Source organism: Candidatus Cloacimonadota bacterium (assembly GCA_019429305.1).
Taxonomy (GTDB): domain Bacteria; phylum Cloacimonadota; class Cloacimonadia; order Cloacimonadales; family JAJBBL01; genus JAHYIR01.
In genome coordinates this window covers 1-17446 of record JAHYIR010000019.1, presented here as the reverse complement: position 1 = coordinate 17446, position 17446 = coordinate 1, and the positions used below count along the sequence as shown (strand labels likewise).

The window sequence follows — 17446 nt, the reverse complement described above, 5'->3', positions numbered from 1 at the left end:
ATAAAGTAGTATTATAATTACATAAAATTTGCTCTTAACTCTTTAACTACCATAGTTATGACTTATACTTTTGTACATAGCTTATCTTAGAATTCAGAACAAATCTTGTTTCTTTTAAAAATAATGCTTGACGGTTTTAATCTTCTAGTCAATTTTTGTCACGAATTGTCAAAGATATTCAAATACAGTCAACGAGATGATTGTCGTGGTGACTGGAGGTCAAATGTCTGGTGAATTTTTAGGAATTTTCGAGAATGCTGTTCATAACAACAGAATCACTCTCCCTGCAGTTTTTAAGAAGAATTTTAGTGCTGCATCCAAGCAGAGTGTCATTGTCACAATAGGTTCAGATGGTACTAATCTGGCGGTATATCCCTTAGATAACTGGAATGCCCTGATTGACCGCTTGAAGAAAGGTGATGAAAATGATAAATTGTTTATGAATAGTCTGATCGATTTTGCTTTATCAAAACGGGAATTAGAAGGTCCTGGACGGATCAGGATCGATAGTTTTCTCTTAGAAGATGTTGGTATAAAAGATTCAGTGATCATCAAAGGTGAAGGTGATTACATATCTCTCTGGAATCCTGAGAAATTCAGAGAAGAAAGAAAGAAGAAACTACAATTTCATTCAGACAGATTCAACGCACTAAGTTACCGCTCATGATCCACTATCATAAACCTGTCATGCTGAAGGAAGCAATCTCCTATTTAGCGTTGAAAGATAATGGGATCTATGTTGATGCTACTTTGGGTGGCGGAGGGCATTCATCAGCAATTTTGCAGGCAAACAAAACTGTGAGATTATATTCTTTCGACCGGGATGAAGAGGCGATCAGACATAATCATAACTTAAAAGAGTCGAACAGAGAAAGATTTTTGATCTTTAATGATAATTTTGTCAATATTAGATCACGGCTTGCTTTGGAGAGAATAACCAAAATTGATGGTATATTATTTGATCTGGGAGTTTCATTTAGTCAGATCTCAACACCATCACGGGGAATGAGTTTTGATCTTGATGGTAGATTAGACATGAGAATGAACCAACAAGATGAACTGACTGCTCACGATGTTGTTAACACCTATTCATTAGAAGAATTAACCAAGATATTCAGAGAATATGGTGAAGAGAGAGAGGCGTACAGGATAGCTTTAGGTATCATTAAACAGCGTCAGATCCGTCCGATCGAGACAACTTTAGATTTGAGTGAGATCATTGATAAGAGTACTCACTCAGCTTATAAAATAAAAGCCAAGGCAAGAATATTTCAAGGGATCAGGATCTATATCAATGGGGAGTTGGAAGCATTAAAAGCAGCTCTTTATGATGCAGTAGAATTAATAAATCCGACCGGAAGAATCGTTGTTATTTCATATCATAGCTTAGAAGACCGAACAGTGAAACAACTGTTTGTTCAGGAAGAGAAAGAATGTATCTGTCCACCCAAGTTTCCCAAATGTATTTGTAATAAGAAAAAAAAGTTAAAGATCATAACAAAAAGACCGTTACTGCCATCACCGGAAGAAGTTGCAGAGAATAGGCAGGCAAGAAGTGCTAAGATGCGGGTAGCAGAGAGAATAAATAGTTATTAGTTATTAGTGAAAACCAGAGGAAGCTTAAAAGCAGTGATCGGTAATCAGTAATCAGGGAAAAAACAAAGGGAGAAATAACAAGCTACCGGAACGCTGCTCTTCACCAAATCTGATAGCCACATTGACTTGGGCTTACCAATTTGATGAAGAGCGGCAGTATCACCGGCTTTAGCTGGTATTTAAGCTTGAAATATTCACAGACTAATCTACAGTAAGGAGAAGGATCATGAAACCTAAGTTACTCTTTTTAATAGTCCTGATATTTTTTTCTATCTATATCCAGTTTCGCCTGAAAAACGAAATTGTTATGACTAACAAAAATATTCTGGGAATAGACTCTGAGTTGAAGGGAGAAAAGGCGACTAACGATGATTTGACATCTACTTACGATGAACTAAGATCTTACAGCCGTATTGTTGAGATAGCGACGAATGAGCTGGATATGATCTTTAATCATACTGATCCGGATAATGTCCATGTGATCTATCAGGATGTGAGAAGTAATAGAACCTTCTTCACTTTCCTCGATCCTATAACAACCTCTGCTGAAGCATTAACAAGGTGATTACGAGGGAGCTAAGGGTGAAGGGGAAGAATGAATTATGAAATTTAAGAAACCAAAACAATATTCATTAAGAGAAGCTCTGAAGAGCGCTGAAGACAAAAGAATGATGAAACGTTTTTTTGCTTTTATGTTCTTGATATCATGGGCAATTATCTTTTGGACTTTTTATCTGTTCGGAGTGCAGATACTCAATCTGCATGGTCTGAATGATCCCCGTTACAAAGCTACAACAACGCTAATTACTCCTCTACGGGGCAATATATATGATAGGAACCGTGAACTTTTAGTACGGACAGTAAGATTTTACCAGATAGATTACGACCGATCTATGCTAAATAGTTTTAGGGAAAATGACCGGAATAAATTGCCAGAGGATTACCGAAATATTGCCAATATCATCTCGGCAAATTCTCATTTATCGAGACAGGCGGTTCTGAACAGGTTAAGCAGCCCGACTGGTCAGTCGAGTATTTATATAAACGATAGAATAAAAGAATCAGATATAGTAGCTATTGAACGGGAGTTGAAGAAAAAAAACTATCAGTCCGGTTTAAGAAAGAAGTATAGTATGCAGCAGAGAGTTTATCCCAAAGGGAATATCGGCTCTCGATTTATCGGTAACGCTATTTATACAAGCACTCAGGAGCCACTTTCAGAATTGAGTCAATTACAGGGTGTAAATGGAATTGAAGAGATCTACGACAGGGATCTGCGAGGAGTCTATGGGTGGGATAAGATGTTTTTTGATGGGCGGAGAAACCCGATCAAAATACCGAACATTGGCAGACAAGCTGTGAAGAACGGAAATTCTCTTATCTTAACGATAGATTACCGGATCCAAGATATCGTGGAGAAGAATTTAAGAGAAGGGCTAACACTCTTTGGAGCAAAAAATAGTGTTGGCATCGTTATGAACCCCAAAACAGGCGAAATACTGGCAATGTCGAGCATAACCTCTTCTGATCAAGATCGCTCAACTTCTGAGATCAGAGTTTCATTGAATTTAGCAACTACCTATATGTTTGAACCGGGTTCTACTCTCAAGCCCTTTACTATGCTGGCTGCTTTAGAAAAAAGGTTAGTTAAAACCAATGAGATATTTGATTGTCGAAAATATACAACAGAACATGGCAGGACGATCAGTGATGCCAAGGAGTTTCATGATCTCTCTGCCAGAGATGTTATTATTAAATCAAGTAATGTTGGTACTGTCAAGATAGCAGATCGGATAGGGTCAAGATCGTTGTATGACACGATGATATCGTTTGGTTTTGGTAATAGAACCGGATCTGACTTGTATGGTGAAAGTGCCGGGTTGTTGCGCAAACTGCGAGATTGGCAAGGTTATTCTCTGCATTCAATTTCATTCGGTCAGGAAATATCTGTTACCCCTTTGCAACTAATTACTGCTTACGGTGCTTTAGCCAATGAAGGAAGGTTAATGCGTCCATATATCGTGAGCCGGGTTATTGATGAGAATCACCGCCTGATCAGAGAGAACTCACCACAGAGGATCAGAACCCTATCTAACAAAGCAGCTCTTGATACTCTGAAAACGATAATGCAGGATGTTGTTGAATATGGAACCGGTACAGCCACAAAGCTTTCTTATATTAATATCGCCGGTAAAACGGGAACTGCCCAAAAACAGGCAGCAGGTCAGGTAGGATATTCAAACAAATATATAGCGAATTTCGTCGGTTTTTACCCTGCAGAAGATCCGAGACTCGTTTGTTTGGTTCTCTACGATGAACCATCTTATAGATATCGACACGCCTCTACTTCAGCCACAGTAACATTCCGCAAGATCACCGAACAGATACTCGCTTTACCCGATTATAACATTGTACCTAAAATACGGTTACAGGAACAGCAATTTGTCACTATGCCTAATGTAACAGGAATGCGGCTGAGCAGAGCTCAAAATATCTTGGAGCGTAATAATATCAAATACCAGATCGAAGGTGTAACCGATCCGGATAATATTGTCATCATTAACCAATTGCCAAAGCAGGGAGTACAGATCGATCAGGAACAGATCGTTATTATTGTGGCTGAGAATCCAAGCCGAATGGCTGAGGAAGAGCCGGCTGAGCAAGTAATGCCCTCCCTTATAGGGTTAACCTTACGGCAAGCAGTTGCTGAAGCTAAGAAGTTTAATCTACATCTGGTAGTTGAAGGGATGGGTGTAGTATCCTATCAGTCAATACCAGCCGGTAGAAGTATAGATGTTGGGGCAACATGCAGGATCAAAGCAAATCTATAACTCTAAGAGAGGTCATTGATCAACTGAGATCTGCCGGATTATTTAGAACACTCCGGAATATTTCAGTTGATGATTACTCTCTATTAGTAGATTATCCTGTCACAGATACGAGGGCGCGAAGGGCGATGGGCGAAGAACGAATTATCAGATCCTTTGTCTGTATCAGAGGAAGTAATTTTGATGGTCATAGATTTGTCAAACAGGCAATAGAAGATGGTATTAAATTGATCATCTGCGAGCAAGAAGATACAGAAAATAAGATTAGACAAATCGTTGTTTCGGATACCAGAAAAGCTTTAGCTTTATTAGCTGCTCTCTATCTGAATGACCCTTCTGCAGATCTTTTTCTTATCGGTGTTACCGGGACAAACGGGAAGACATCAATCGTCAAGATCATAGAAAACATCATGCTGAAACAGGGATTATCAGTTGCGACGATCGGTACTTTGGGTTATTCAATCAATGGTGAACATTATTCGCTGGAACGTACAACTCCTGATATAACTGAATTGAATGAAATTTTGCAAAAAATGCGGCAGGAAAAGATCAAATTCGTAGTAATGGAAGTCTCATCACATGCCCTGAAACTCGATCGTGTATATGGACTTAAATTTAATATAGCAGTGTTTACTAATCTAACCCGGGAACATTTAGACTTTCATAAAGATATGGAAGATTACTATCAAAGTAAAAAGAAGCTCTTCAAATATCTAAAGGACAAAGCCAGTGTAGCCCTGATCAACATAGATGACCCTTATGGGAAAAAGTTATACAATGAGTATCAAGGAGCAAAATACTCTATTTCGGAACAAACTGAGGGGGATATATCATTTCGGGTTGATAAAAGAGATCTGTCAGAAACTATATTCAACTTGGATCTGACTGATAAAATGTTTACTGATAGCATCAAAGATCAGAAGAAATCTATAAAAATTTCAACTCATTTATTAGGGGTGCATAATGCTTTCAATATAGCGGCTGCTGTAACAGCAAGCAAAATTGCTGCTCCTCAACTCGATTTAGATAGAATAACCACTTCATTGCCAACTTATATCAAAGGTAGATTGCAAAAAGTAGCAAATGATCATAACATCTCTTGTTATATCGATTATGCCCATACACCCGATGCCTTGAAGACAGTTTGCAGCACTCTTAAAAGTGTACTGCAGGGAAAAAACCGTGACCTATCGGAATTTGAGACAAAAGGAAGACTGATCACTGTTATTGGTGCTGGAGGAGATAGGGATAAAGGGAAAAGAAAGGAGATGACTAATGCTATCCTGCAACATGCAGACTATGCTATCATCACATCGGATAATCCAAGAAGTGAAAATCCGCTTGATATAATTATTGATCTGATCGGTCACCTTCATCCTTTGTCAAACTACTGGATTGTAGTAGATCGTGAGGAAGCCATTCGAACTGCTATCAGTTTGATCAGCAAGAAAGACATCTTGCTCATTGCCGGTAAAGGGCACGAAACCTATCAAGAGCTCTCCTCGGGAAAAATTCCCTTCGATGACTATCTGATCAGTCAGGATGCCATAAGTAAAAGATACGAGGGGGCGAAAGGCGAAGGGCGGAGAGCGAGGGAACGAGAGAGCGATGCTCCTGTTAGTTTCTGTTTATCCCATTCACCAGCTTCTATAAGAACATCGGTACCTCTTGATCTAATACAGGTTAGATTGCTGCTGGAGTTAAATAGGGATTTCGATGCTTATTGCTCTCAGCAACAAAAAACCAATAAGAATATAATGTTATACGATAACAGCTCACGAATTGAACTTCTCAGGAGTAGGGGGCTAACAGAACTTAATTTGACATTTCAAAGTGTGTCAACAGACACACGAACTATAGGTGACAATTCTCTCTTTTTTGCTCTCAGGGGTGAAAACTTTGATGGACATAAGTACGTCTCAGAAGCTCTAAAATTTAAGAATAACTGGGCTGTTGTTGATGAAGATTTTGAATTTGAAGGTGTGAAGAATACATTAGATTCTCAAAGGATCATTAGGGTTAATAATGCGCAGGATGCCTATTCTCTATTAGCAAAGAAGTATCGTTCTCTCTTTAATGTACCGATTGTTGCAATAACAGGAAGTAGTGGGAAAACTACAACAAAAGAATACTGTTATAATATCTTATCGATTAAATCACAACCCGTGCTGAAAAATTTTGCCAATGAGAATAACATTTTAGGCGTCTCCAAAACGCTATTCAGGCTATCAAGTTATCAATACATGGCAATTATCGAAGTGGGTTCTAACCATTTCGGAGAAATTCAGAGATTAGCCGACATCTGTGAACCAGAAATAGCAATTATCACTAACATTGGACCATCTCATTTAGAGTTTTTACAGGATCTGGATGGGGTCTTTCGCGAAAAGAGTGCTCTCTTGAAGCGAGATTTATGGTTTGCTCTGATACCACTTCACGATCCTTATTTTGATGATCTTCCTGGAAATCTATTACGGATAGGTTTTGAAGAAAAAGGGGTTAAACACCATAAAAACTATATTGTTAAGATAATAGATCTGGCTCAAAATAACAGTAGGTTTGTGCTCAATAATGAATCATACAAGATTGCTTCTGATCTACCTTTTAACATTCTTAATGCAGCTTTTGCAGTTGCTCTTGCTAAAAACTTCGGGTTTGAGAGAGAGACTATACAGTCAGGATTAGATTTACCAGTATCGCTCCAAGACAGAATGGAGATCTATTACGAAAAAGATCGTCTGATTATCTCAGATTGTTATAATGCCAATCCTATCAGTATGAAACTGGCAATAGATTATTGGTTGCTACGTGAGAAAAAAGAACCTCATATTGCTATTCTCGGAGATATGTTGGAATTAGGTAACGATTCAGAAAAATATCATCTGGAGATAAGGGATCATATAACTGATAGGAGCAAACATCATCAAATAGTACCTCAGATAATTACCGTAGGAAATCTATCTAAGCTATATGAAGGAGAAAGACACTTTAAGAATGTCGAAGCTCTTTTAGCTTCGGATCTTCTCGCTCATTTAGCAAAAAAAGCTGTCATACTCATCAAGGGTTCTCATAGTATTCACCTCGAAAAAATCAAAGGAAGGTTGTAATGTTGTATCATCTTTTTTCGCCCTTAGTAGAGCAATCTATAATTTTCAATGTCTTCCGTTATGTCACATTCAGGGCAATCGCTGCATTTATCACTGCTTTGCTTTTCTCTCTCTTTATTGGTCCCAAAATGATCAGAATGCTGAAAAAGGGCAAGGTTGTAGAGACGATAAATGAGCATGTTCCGGAGACGCATCAAAGTAAAAACGGTACACCGACAATGGGTGGTTTGATCATCCTTACAGCTTTGATTTTAGCTGTTATCTTGTGGAATAATCTGACTAACAGCTATGTACTCATAATGCTTCTGGTTGCTTTCTGGTTGGGTGGTATCGGCTTTATTGACGATTACCTGAAGAACATGATGAATTATAAGAAGGGATTAATAGCTCGTTATAAGCTGATCGGTCAGATCTCCCTCTCAGTAATTGTAGTGTTGGCAATTTATCTTGGAACTTCGGACAGACAAGCTTTCACGACTATTAGTGTGCCCTTTTTCAAAGATTTTTTGCTTCCTTTGGGTTGGTTGTATTTCCCCTTTGTAGTAGTGATGATCGTCGGAACTTCGAATGCTGTTAATATTACCGATGGATTAGATGGATTAGCGGGAGGTACTCTGGCGATAGCGGCTCTGGCTCTCGGTGTCATGGCATATATTAAGGGTAATGTTAATCACTCAGAATACCTGCAACTGAATTTTATTCGTGAAGCGGGAGAATTGACTGTTTTTATCGCAGCGATCATTGGTACTATTCTTGGTTTTCTGTGGTTTAATTCTAAACCTGCTCAAGTATTTATGGGAGATATTGGTTCTCTCACTCTGGGCGGCATCATGGCTACTTTAGCTCTCTTACTAAAGGAAGAAATCTTCTTCGCTATTGTTTGTGGTGTATTTATTATGGAAGCACTATCTACTTTAATCCAAAGGTACTATTTCAAATATACGCGAATTAAAACAGGTACAGGGAAACGAGTATTTCTTTGTGCCCCTTTGCATCATCACTTTGAAAAGAAAGGGATACCGGAAGAAAAAATCGTCGTTCGGTTTTGGATCATAGCTGCACTATTCGCAGCAATAGGTTTAGCAACCATTAAACTCAGGTAATCATTTGTTGAGGATATATGGAAATTAAGGGATTGAAATTTGGCATCTTAGGAATGGCTCGCAGTGGAGTGGCGACTGCTCTGAAAGTTTTAGAGTATGGCGGTTCTCTGTTTATAAGTGATATTAAGTCAGAGAAAGAATGCCGAGATGATATCCTTATTCGTTATAATGAAGAAGTATGGAATAAACTTATACCTTATGCTGAATTCGGACAGAATTCTGATAAAATTCTTGATTGTGATTTGCTAATCGTCAGTCCAGGCATTTCAACCGAACATAAAATAATTGAAAAAGCTATTCAGAAGAACATCAAGATTATTAGTGAAGTCGAGTTTGGTTTTCTCATTAAGGATAGGTCGAGTAAGATCATTGCTGTAACCGGTTCTAATGGGAAAAGTACTACCGTATCGCTGATCCATCATATACTACAATCTGCCGGATTGAAAAGTATACTGGCCGGTAACATCGGGAATCCCATGAGTGCCTTTCCAATCGATAAACCGGGTATTGATTACCTTGTATTAGAATTGAGCAGTTTTCAATTAGAATTAATTGATATTTTTCTTGCTGACACAGCAGTGTTCTTAAATATTTCTCCTGATCATCTCGATCGACATAAAAGTATTGAAGAATATATATTAACCAAGATGAGGATCTTTAAAAATCAAAGAATTGAGCATAAAGCTGTCCTCAATGCAGAAGATAAGAGGATAATGTCTAATATTGATGCCATTGCTTCGAAAAAGAGTTTCTTTGCAACAGATAAAGTTCATATACCAGAAATAAATGAAGAAACGGCTTATATGAAGGGGCAAGAGATTATCTGGGAAGGAAGAGAGAAAGATAGTCAATTGATAAATACTTCCAATATTCCGCTATTAGGAATACATAATAAAATGAATGTAATGGCAGCAATATTGGCTGTTAGTAACGAGCTTAAAGATATAAACATAATTAACAGGTCTCTCCAGACTTTCTTACCACTACCTCACCGACTCGAAAAAATTGGTGAAATAAAAGGTATTGAGTTTATTAACGACTCTAAAGCAACCAATACAGATTCGGTTAAATATGCTCTTACAGCTTTCGATAAACCGATTCATTTGATAGCCGGAGGGTATGAAAAGGGTGAAGATTATTCTGTTTTAGTACCCTATTTGAAAGAAAATGTTAAGCGGATTTATCTTATCGGGAACACTAAGCAGAAGATGCAGTTAGCTTTCCTATCTCTTAAAAAACGGATCAGTACTCATATGACGATGATAGATGCAGTACTGGCAGCTTATAAAGATGCGACTAAAGGAGAAGTGATTCTTTTATCTCCCGCCTGTGCCAGTTTTGATATGTATAAAAATTTCGAACACCGTGGCGATGTTTTTCGCACCATAGTTAAGGAGTTGATAAAAAATGAAAAATGATTACTCACTTAAGAGCCCTCTGAAGTATAAAATCGTTGGTTTTGATTCATATATCTTAATTGCTTACATACTTCTTTGTTTAATGGGACTATACATGAACCTCAATATTAGTTCAGTTACCGAGCCAAATATGAGTACTTTTATGAAGCAGCTGCTGTGGGTATCTTTATCATTAATCACAATGTTCTATGCATTTACTGTGATAGATATCAAAAAACTACACCGTTACATTCCTTTACTAACTTTTATTAATATAATCTTGCTTGTTCTTGTTCTCCAATTTGGTGCAGTAATCAATGGAGCCAGAAGGAGTTTTGTTTTCTTCGGAATGAATTTTCAACCGAGTATCTTTGTCAGGGTAATGCTGGTGTTATACTTCGTCTATTTTTTAGATAAAAAACAAGATCTGATCGACCAAACCGATCCGAAAGGATTTATAAAATACTTTAAACCGTTAATTGTTGTATCAGTTATTACTTTCGCAATAATACTCAAGCAGCAACATTTCAGTACAATTGTTATCTCAGCCATGACTCTGATGTCATTATTATGGATCTCTAAGATCAGACTTTCTACGATCGCAGCTATTATCTTGATAGTATCTATTGGTTTTATCGGTATTCTGAGTTATGGTGCATCATATCGTGAATCTCGTATGGATTTGTTTAAAAAGTACTCGCTGATCTATAGGATCATCAACAAAGATGTGGCTAATATCTCTGTTGACGATTATCAAGTTAAACAGAGTTTGATCAGCATGGTAGCGGGAGGTTTATTTGGCACATCCCATGTCTATGGACAAGCAAAGCATTTTTATTTACCAGAGTCAAGAACCGACTATATTTATAGCATTATCGGTGAAGAGTATGGTTTCATTGGTGCTATGGTCGTATTTATTCTATACTGTGTTATCCTCTTCCGTGGTCTATTGGGGTCTTTACAACTTAAAGACCTGTTTCTCAAGTTAGCGGTCATCGGGCTGACCCTCAATATCTTTTTTAATGCCTTTGTTAACATTGGGGTAGCAATGGCAGCACTCCCCTCAACAGGAGTAACCTTGCCATTTATGAGTTATGGTGGAACCTCCTTGATCGCGAATTCATTAAGTATTGGACTGATATTAAACATCACAGCAGAGAGAAGAGCATGTTAAGAATTATCGTAACTGCAGGTGGTACAGGTGGACATATTTTCCCAGCAATTGCTATTATAGAAGAACTGCAGGCAAGAGGCATAGATATTTTATTTGTAGGCAATCAAAACAGTATGGAAGAGAAGATAGTAAAGGATATAGGCATTCCTTTCAGAGCTATAGATGTTCAGAAATTATATAGGAGTTTTACTTTGAAGCATCTAAAATTCCCGTATAAATTCTTGAAGAGTTATATATTAAGTAATAAGATCTTAGATGAGTATAAACCAGATTGCTCAATTGGCACAGGTGGGTTTGTGAGTGCTCCAATATTAATTTGTGCTGCCACCAAAGGAATACCTATCTTTTTACAGGAACAAAACAGTTATCCCGGATTAACAACAAGGTTGTTGCGGAAAAGAGCGGAGAAAATATTTATCGCCTACGAATCGGCAATGAATTATCTTCCAAATAGCAGTTGCGAATATACAGGCAATCCCTTGCAGAAAGGTTTCACTATGACCAGAGAAGCTGATGTGCATCATAATACCTCCCCTGATACATCTGTTTCTCTTTTAATACTTGGTGGCAGCCAAGGAGCACAAGCGATTAATGATACTATCATTGAGACCATTCCGGATTTTCTCAAACTTAACATGCATATTATTTGGCAGACAGGTGAACGTAATTATGAAAGAGTAAAGGAAATGCTCGGTAATCTTAATAGTGATGAGAGAATTGAAATATTCCCCTTCTCTTTTAATATGCAGGAAGTTTATCGAAGATCCGATATTGCTGTGTCCCGTGCCGGTGCTCTTACTTTAGCTGAATTAGAGCATATGAGAATACCTGCTATCGTTATCCCTCTTCCCCATTCAGCAGGCAATCATCAATACCATAATGCCAGACAGCTGGAGGAGCAGAAAAAAGTAATAATGATCAAGCAAGCTGAGTTAACTTCAGCAAAGTTTCTTCAATCAATCAATATAATTAGATCTAAGCTGGATGAATTCCGCAGTAATATGATAGGTTCCAAACATGCTACAGCAGCAGCAAAGATCGCTGACATAATCACAACTTCTATCAAGAACAAAGCTCAAGAGGGACAGAATGTTAGGGAGAACTAAGAAGATCCATTTTGTCGGAATCGGTGGAATTGGTATGAGCGGTATCGCAGAATTCTTGCACAATCAGGGATTCATCATAAGCGGCTCAGACTTGTACAGATCGGAGGTTACAGATCATTTAGCAGGGAGAGGAATAACAATATATGACGGTCATGATCCTGCTTTCATTCAGGATATTGATGTTGTAGTAAAATCTTCTGCCGTTAAAAATGACAATCCAGAGATTTCAGCTGCTTTAAATAAGAACATTCCTGTTATCCGCCGAGCTGAAATGTTAGCTGAAATAATGAGGATGAGTTACGGTATAGCTATTGCTGGGACACATGGGAAAACCACTACTACCTCTATTGTTGGTTTGATCTTAAAAGAAGCAGATTTAGATCCTACTGTTATTGTTGGAGGTAAGGTTAAAAATTTCGGATCTAACAATGTTATGGGCTGCGGCAAATTCATTGTTGTTGAAGCAGATGAATACGATCGTTCTTTTTTATCTCTTACCCCTATTATCGCAGGAATTACCAACATCGAAGCAGATCATCTTGATTGTTATGAGAATCTTGATGATATTAAAAGAGCATTTACTACCTATGCCAACACGGTACCTTTCTTTGGTTGCATTATAGCTTGTCTGGATGATCATGGTGTTCAATCTGTTATTCCCTTTTTGAATAAGAGGATCATCACTTATGGTATATCAGAGCTTGCTGATCTAAAGGCATCTAATATTGAGATGAACAATTTTATCTCTGAGTTTGATGTTATCTTTAAAGATACCCCTCTGGGAAGAGTCAAACTAAATATCCCGGGTATTCACAATATTCAAAATGCTTTACTGGCTCTAACTATTGCTCAGGAGCTCGATATTAGTTTCAGAGTGATCCAAAAAGCTATCGAGTCGTTTACCGGTGTTTACCGTAGATTCGAATTAAAAGGGAAGTATAATGATATTCTCGTTTATGATGATTATGCCCATCATCCGACAGAAATAATGGCAACATTAAAGGGTATTCGGGAAAGTACCGGTAAGCGAATAGTCGCAGTGTTCCAACCTCACCTCTTTACCAGAACACGGGATTTCTATCAAGAGTTCGGCTCTTCATTTTTTTCGAGCGATGTTTTAGTTGTTACACCGATCTATGCAGCTCGTGAAAAACCATTAACCGGTATAACGAGTGAGTTAATAGTTAAGGCAGCTATTCAGGCAGGGCATCAAAATGTTACCTGTATATATAATAATGATGAGATCGTTCCCTATATCAGTTCAATAATGAAACCGGATGATATTATTATTACTCTGGGAGCAGGTGACATTTATAAATATGGTGAACTACTCCTTAACTCTCTTTCTGGAGTGTCTGTAACATGACTACAATCTGCCCATCTGTCACCCTTTTGTCATGTCGAGCAAAGTCGAGACATCTCATCACTGACCATAGTGAAGCATACATAATCTTGCTTTTTTTAATGTTAGTCGGTGTTGAGATCTCTCCATTACGCAAGATCCACTTTCGTGTCTCTTTCTCCAGTCGATATGACAAACGTATTATAACATAGACTTCATTATGTGTATTGATTGCTAATTAAGAGGTAAATTAAGATGAGAAAGCTAAGAAAAAGACGAGGAAACAGCAGGTACTATCTGTTATTCATAGTACTGGCTTTCCTTTTCTTATCTATGATCATGGGTTTTTCTCATCTGGTCAGGCATCTAAGTATGTTCAATATCCACCGAATAATTATTGTTGGTAATCAGAACCTTGATGAGAACTTCTTACAAGATCTGGCTGCCGAATTCATCGGAGAAAATCTCTATTCGATCCCGGTCCGGAATGTCAGTAATAAATATGAAGATATTGTGCGTATAGCAAGCTTGCGAGTGAGCCGATCCTTCCCCAATAGGTTAAAAATAATGATCAATGAAAGGATCGGCTATGTATATATCAGGACCATAGAGGGTTCATTAGTTCCCCTGAATATACAGAGGATCATCTTGGATGCCAAAGGGATCTATCCTCAGGAAGATCTCCCAATAATTCATAGTAGATTAAGTGTCAGTGATCTGACTACCGGTAGTATCCTTGATGACGATCATATTGAGAAGATCCTCAATGTTCATGAGCTTATCCTAAAAAGCAACATTGATGAAAGATCGATCTCTGAATACTATATCCAAAACAATAACATCTATCTTATAGAGTCCATGACAGGTAGCAAAGTTATCCTTGGAGACAAAGACTTTCCTCAGCGTATCCAGAAGCTGGAGTTCGTCATGGATAATATTGGCTTAAATCGTCGCTCAACAGTTGATCCGAGATTTGACGGTCAAGTAGTAATTAGGTAGGGAGGAAGATAATGAAACGAACAACAGTTGTCACTGCAGTGGATCTGGGAACGACAAAGATCTCAGTTATTATTGCCCGGTTGCTGGATAATGGCAAATTTGATTTGTTGGGTGTGGGTGACGCTCAGTCAGTCGGTATAGAGAATGGGATCATCAAAGATATCCGCAAAACTTCCGATTCGATCAGAAAGGCACTCGAAATTGCTGAGAAAAACGCTGAGATCAAGGCATCAAATATCTTCGTTGGTATTGCCGGTGAACATATAAAAAGTACCAATGCTATCAGCAGGTTATCATTAACTGATCCCATCAGAGGAGAACCTGCAGAGATCAATCAGGAACATATTCTCAAAGTGATCAGGAACGCAGAAGAATCAGTTATTACCCAAGAAGGTGATAAGAGTCAAAAAATAATTCATGCCATCCCTCAGTACTTTGAGGTTGATAATCAGGATAATATTATAGATCCCGCTGATATGAGCGGTTATATTCTTACTGCCCACGTACATGTGATCCTTTCAGACATCAACGCCCTGAGAAATGTCAATAAATGCTTCGAATTGATCGGATATAAACCGGAAAGCATTATCTTGGAACCGGTCGCTTCCAGTAAAGCTGTACTTACGAACGATGAAATGTATTTGGGCTGCGTTTTGCTTGATATTGGAGGAGGTACAACAGATATCGCCTGCTTTTATAAAAACAGTATCCGGTTCAGTCTGATCAAGCCAATGGGAGGCAACAACGTCACTAATGACATTGCTTTAGGGCTTACTACAACCCAGAAATTTGCTGAAAAACTTAAGATCCAATATGGCGATGTTATAGATTCTGAGGTAGATGAAAATGCTGTCATAGAAGTTGAAGGGATGGGTGGCAGGCAACAAAAACCTCAAAAACTAAAGTATTTTATTAAGATCATTGAGAGCAGAGTGAGAGAAATATTAGAGATCGCTTATACCTCGATCGCTAATATTAAGTACCATGATTATATGTCTGCTGGGTTAATAATTACTGGGGGTACTTCTCTCTTATCACACATTGAATACTTAGCAAAAGATGTTTTTAATATGGAGGTCAGAATTGGGTATCCTGATCTTTCCCGCTTGAATAATCCAACCAAACATTTAAAAGACCCCAAATATGCTACAGCTGTCGGATTATTATATCACGCTGCTGACTTAGTTGCTGCAGAAGAGGTAGATAATAATGTTATCCCCCCGGCAAGAAGCATTGTCAAAATGACAAAAGGCATTATAAAAACTATATATGATAACATCGCTGATTTCTTTTAGAATGTCATCCTGAGTGATTGGTGAATCCAATTGTATCGAAGAATGAATGACATAGGATTTAAACAATAAAATAAGGAGTAAGAGGAGGCAATTATGATAGAATTTGATCAAAGTCCCGGTTTTTTTTCGACAACTATAAAAGTTATTGGTGTCGGTGGTGCGGGTGGCAATGCTGTTAATACCATGATAGAAAAAGGTATTCAAGGTGTTGAATTCATAGTGGCAAATACCGATGTCATGGATCTAAAAAAATCCCAAGCAAAAATAAAACTACAATTAGGACAGAAACTTACCAAAGGGCATGGTACTGGTAACAATCCTGATATAGGCATGGAAGCAGCTTTAGAATCACAGGAAGAGATTAAAAAAGTTTTAGAAGGTACAGATATGCTCTTCATTGCAGCTGGATTTGGGGGAGGAACTGGAACTGGTGCTGCTCCGGTTATTGCTGAAATAGCGAAGGAGATGGATATCCTGACTCTTGGAATCTTTACCTCTCCTTTTGAAAAAGAAGGAGTCAAAAAACTGCAAAACTATGAAAACGGTCTGTCGAGGATAAGAGGGAATATTGACAGTTACATAATCATTCCCAATGATAAACTAAGTAATATCTGCGCAGATATGGTTATCTTTGAAGTATTTAAAAGAGCTGATAGTATTATCTATGATGCAGCTAAAGCCATGTCAGATATAATAAACCGCAGCGGTTATATCAATGTCGATTTTGCTGATGTTAAAACTGTCCTATTTAATATGGGTTATGCTCTTATGGGCACAGGTATCTGCGAAGGTGAGGATAGGGCGGTAAGAGCAGCAAAGGAAGCTATCTCTAATCCATTATTAAATGATATATCTCTGACCGGCTGTAAAGCTATTTTAATGAATATTACTATAGGTAATGACATGAAATTCACCGAATTTGAAGATATTATGTCAGTTGTTAACGATGAAAGTGGTCCCTCGGCTAACATTATAACAGGTTTGGTTATCGACGAAGAGATGACTGGTAAAATATGTGTCACGATCTTCGCTACTGGTCTTGCTATAAAAGATAAAACATTACCTAACTTGATACATTTTAAAAATGATGATCAATCTAATAATGAATTAAAACAGATATTTAAGAGAATTGGTAATTCTCAAGAACTTGATATAGATAATCCTAGACCTCATACACCGCAGAAAGAAATCATTAAAAATGAAGATATTGGTATTCCGGCATTTATGAGACGTTTTTCTGACTAACTTTTGACTCCGTCGCCCTCGGAAGCAGCCACGAAGAGTTGTTTTCCTCGGTTCTTCTTTTACTCGAAGATTCACCAAAAACCTCACAAACAAAGCAGGATTCATCCCGGATCCTGCTTTCCTTTTTAGTACAATGATCTTATTCAATCTGAGTGATCGATCAATATTCGCCTTCTCACCCATTCACTCCCTCGTAGTTATCAACCTGAGTCTTCTGCACCAAAATGGCAGGCATCATTGAGGGAGTACTCCAT

General features: G+C 38.0%; 13 protein-coding genes. All 13 read left to right on the top strand.

Going from position 1 to position 17446, the window contains the following annotated elements:
- Positions 1-223: 223 nt before the first annotated feature.
- The 13 genes from K0B81_07420 to ftsZ all read left to right on the top strand — a co-directional run bounded on the left by K0B81_07420 (position 224) and on the right by ftsZ (position 17192).
- Entirely contained in the window at positions 224-667 is a 444-nt protein-coding gene (locus K0B81_07420; GenBank protein MBW6516426.1) for a protein MraZ, read from the top strand.
- Positions 664-1596 (top strand): 16S rRNA (cytosine(1402)-N(4))-methyltransferase RsmH, encoded by a 933-nt coding sequence (gene rsmH / locus K0B81_07415; GenBank protein ID MBW6516425.1) that lies wholly within the window; start codon positions 664-666, stop codon positions 1594-1596. Before K0B81_07420 ends, rsmH begins: the two co-directional genes overlap by 4 nt.
- Positions 1597-1822: 226 nt before the next feature.
- The gene (locus K0B81_07410; GenBank protein MBW6516424.1) at positions 1823-2161 is read left to right on the top strand and encodes a hypothetical protein; all 339 of its coding nucleotides are present in this window, start codon (positions 1823-1825) and stop codon (positions 2159-2161) included.
- Between the two features lie 37 nt (positions 2162-2198).
- Positions 2199-4427, top strand: coding sequence for a PASTA domain-containing protein (locus tag K0B81_07405; GenBank protein ID MBW6516423.1), 2229 nt, complete (start codon positions 2199-2201; stop codon positions 4425-4427).
- Entirely contained in the window at positions 4403-7531 is a 3129-nt protein-coding gene (locus K0B81_07400) for a UDP-N-acetylmuramoyl-L-alanyl-D-glutamate--2,6-diaminopimelate ligase (GenBank protein ID MBW6516422.1), read from the top strand. The genes K0B81_07405 and K0B81_07400 overlap by 25 nt, the downstream gene beginning before the upstream one ends.
- Positions 7531-8634, top strand: coding sequence for a phospho-N-acetylmuramoyl-pentapeptide-transferase (gene mraY / locus K0B81_07395; GenBank protein MBW6516421.1), 1104 nt, complete (start codon positions 7531-7533; stop codon positions 8632-8634). The genes K0B81_07400 and mraY overlap by 1 nt, the downstream gene beginning before the upstream one ends.
- Positions 8635-8651: 17 nt before the next feature.
- Positions 8652-10052 (top strand): UDP-N-acetylmuramoyl-L-alanine--D-glutamate ligase, encoded by a 1401-nt coding sequence (gene murD, locus K0B81_07390; GenBank protein ID MBW6516420.1) that lies wholly within the window; start codon positions 8652-8654, stop codon positions 10050-10052.
- Complete coding sequence (locus K0B81_07385; protein MBW6516419.1) at positions 10042-11205, top strand: FtsW/RodA/SpoVE family cell cycle protein; 1164 nt, start codon at positions 10042-10044, stop codon at positions 11203-11205. Before murD ends, K0B81_07385 begins: the two co-directional genes overlap by 11 nt.
- Positions 11199-12311 carry an undecaprenyldiphospho-muramoylpentapeptide beta-N-acetylglucosaminyltransferase gene (gene murG / locus K0B81_07380; GenBank protein ID MBW6516418.1) on the top strand — a complete coding sequence of 371 codons (1113 nt, stop codon included), beginning with the start codon at positions 11199-11201 and terminating at the stop codon, positions 12309-12311. Before K0B81_07385 ends, murG begins: the two co-directional genes overlap by 7 nt.
- On the top strand, positions 12295-13677 hold the full coding sequence (murC, locus tag K0B81_07375) for a UDP-N-acetylmuramate--L-alanine ligase (GenBank protein ID MBW6516417.1): 1383 nt from the start codon (positions 12295-12297) through the stop codon (positions 13675-13677). Before murG ends, murC begins: the two co-directional genes overlap by 17 nt.
- Before the next feature lie 231 nt (positions 13678-13908).
- Positions 13909-14652, top strand: coding sequence for an FtsQ-type POTRA domain-containing protein (locus K0B81_07370; protein ID MBW6516416.1), 744 nt, complete (start codon positions 13909-13911; stop codon positions 14650-14652).
- A gap of 11 nt (positions 14653-14663) precedes the next feature.
- Positions 14664-15947 carry a cell division protein FtsA gene (ftsA, locus tag K0B81_07365; protein MBW6516415.1) on the top strand — a complete coding sequence of 428 codons (1284 nt, stop codon included), beginning with the start codon at positions 14664-14666 and terminating at the stop codon, positions 15945-15947.
- 93 nt (positions 15948-16040) lie between these two features.
- The gene (gene ftsZ / locus K0B81_07360; protein ID MBW6516414.1) at positions 16041-17192 is read left to right on the top strand and encodes a cell division protein FtsZ; all 1152 of its coding nucleotides are present in this window, start codon (positions 16041-16043) and stop codon (positions 17190-17192) included.
- Positions 17193-17446: the final 254 nt, after the last annotated feature.

What these genes read in the sequence shown, in the direction of transcription:
- ftsA (MBW6516415.1), top strand. Translation starts at nt 14,664, where the DNA reads ATGAAACGAACAACAGTTGTCACTGCAGTGGATCTGGGAACGACAAAG.
- K0B81_07420 (MBW6516426.1), top strand. Translation starts at nt 224, where the DNA reads ATGTCTGGTGAATTTTTAGGAATTTTCGAGAATGCTGTTCATAACAAC.
- murC (MBW6516417.1), top strand. Translation starts at nt 12,295, where the DNA reads ATGTTAGGGAGAACTAAGAAGATCCATTTTGTCGGAATCGGTGGAATT.
- K0B81_07370 (MBW6516416.1), top strand. Translation starts at nt 13,909, where the DNA reads ATGAGAAAGCTAAGAAAAAGACGAGGAAACAGCAGGTACTATCTGTTA.
- mraY (MBW6516421.1), top strand. Translation starts at nt 7,531, where the DNA reads ATGTTGTATCATCTTTTTTCGCCCTTAGTAGAGCAATCTATAATTTTC.
- K0B81_07385 (MBW6516419.1), top strand. Translation starts at nt 10,042, where the DNA reads ATGAAAAATGATTACTCACTTAAGAGCCCTCTGAAGTATAAAATCGTT.
- ftsZ (MBW6516414.1), top strand. Translation starts at nt 16,041, where the DNA reads ATGATAGAATTTGATCAAAGTCCCGGTTTTTTTTCGACAACTATAAAA.
- K0B81_07405 (MBW6516423.1), top strand. Translation starts at nt 2,199, where the DNA reads ATGAAATTTAAGAAACCAAAACAATATTCATTAAGAGAAGCTCTGAAG.
- rsmH (MBW6516425.1), top strand. Translation starts at nt 664, where the DNA reads ATGATCCACTATCATAAACCTGTCATGCTGAAGGAAGCAATCTCCTAT.
- murG (MBW6516418.1), top strand. Translation starts at nt 11,199, where the DNA reads ATGTTAAGAATTATCGTAACTGCAGGTGGTACAGGTGGACATATTTTC.
- K0B81_07410 (MBW6516424.1), top strand. Translation starts at nt 1,823, where the DNA reads ATGAAACCTAAGTTACTCTTTTTAATAGTCCTGATATTTTTTTCTATC.
- K0B81_07400 (MBW6516422.1), top strand. Translation starts at nt 4,403, where the DNA reads ATGCAGGATCAAAGCAAATCTATAACTCTAAGAGAGGTCATTGATCAA.
- murD (MBW6516420.1), top strand. Translation starts at nt 8,652, where the DNA reads ATGGAAATTAAGGGATTGAAATTTGGCATCTTAGGAATGGCTCGCAGT.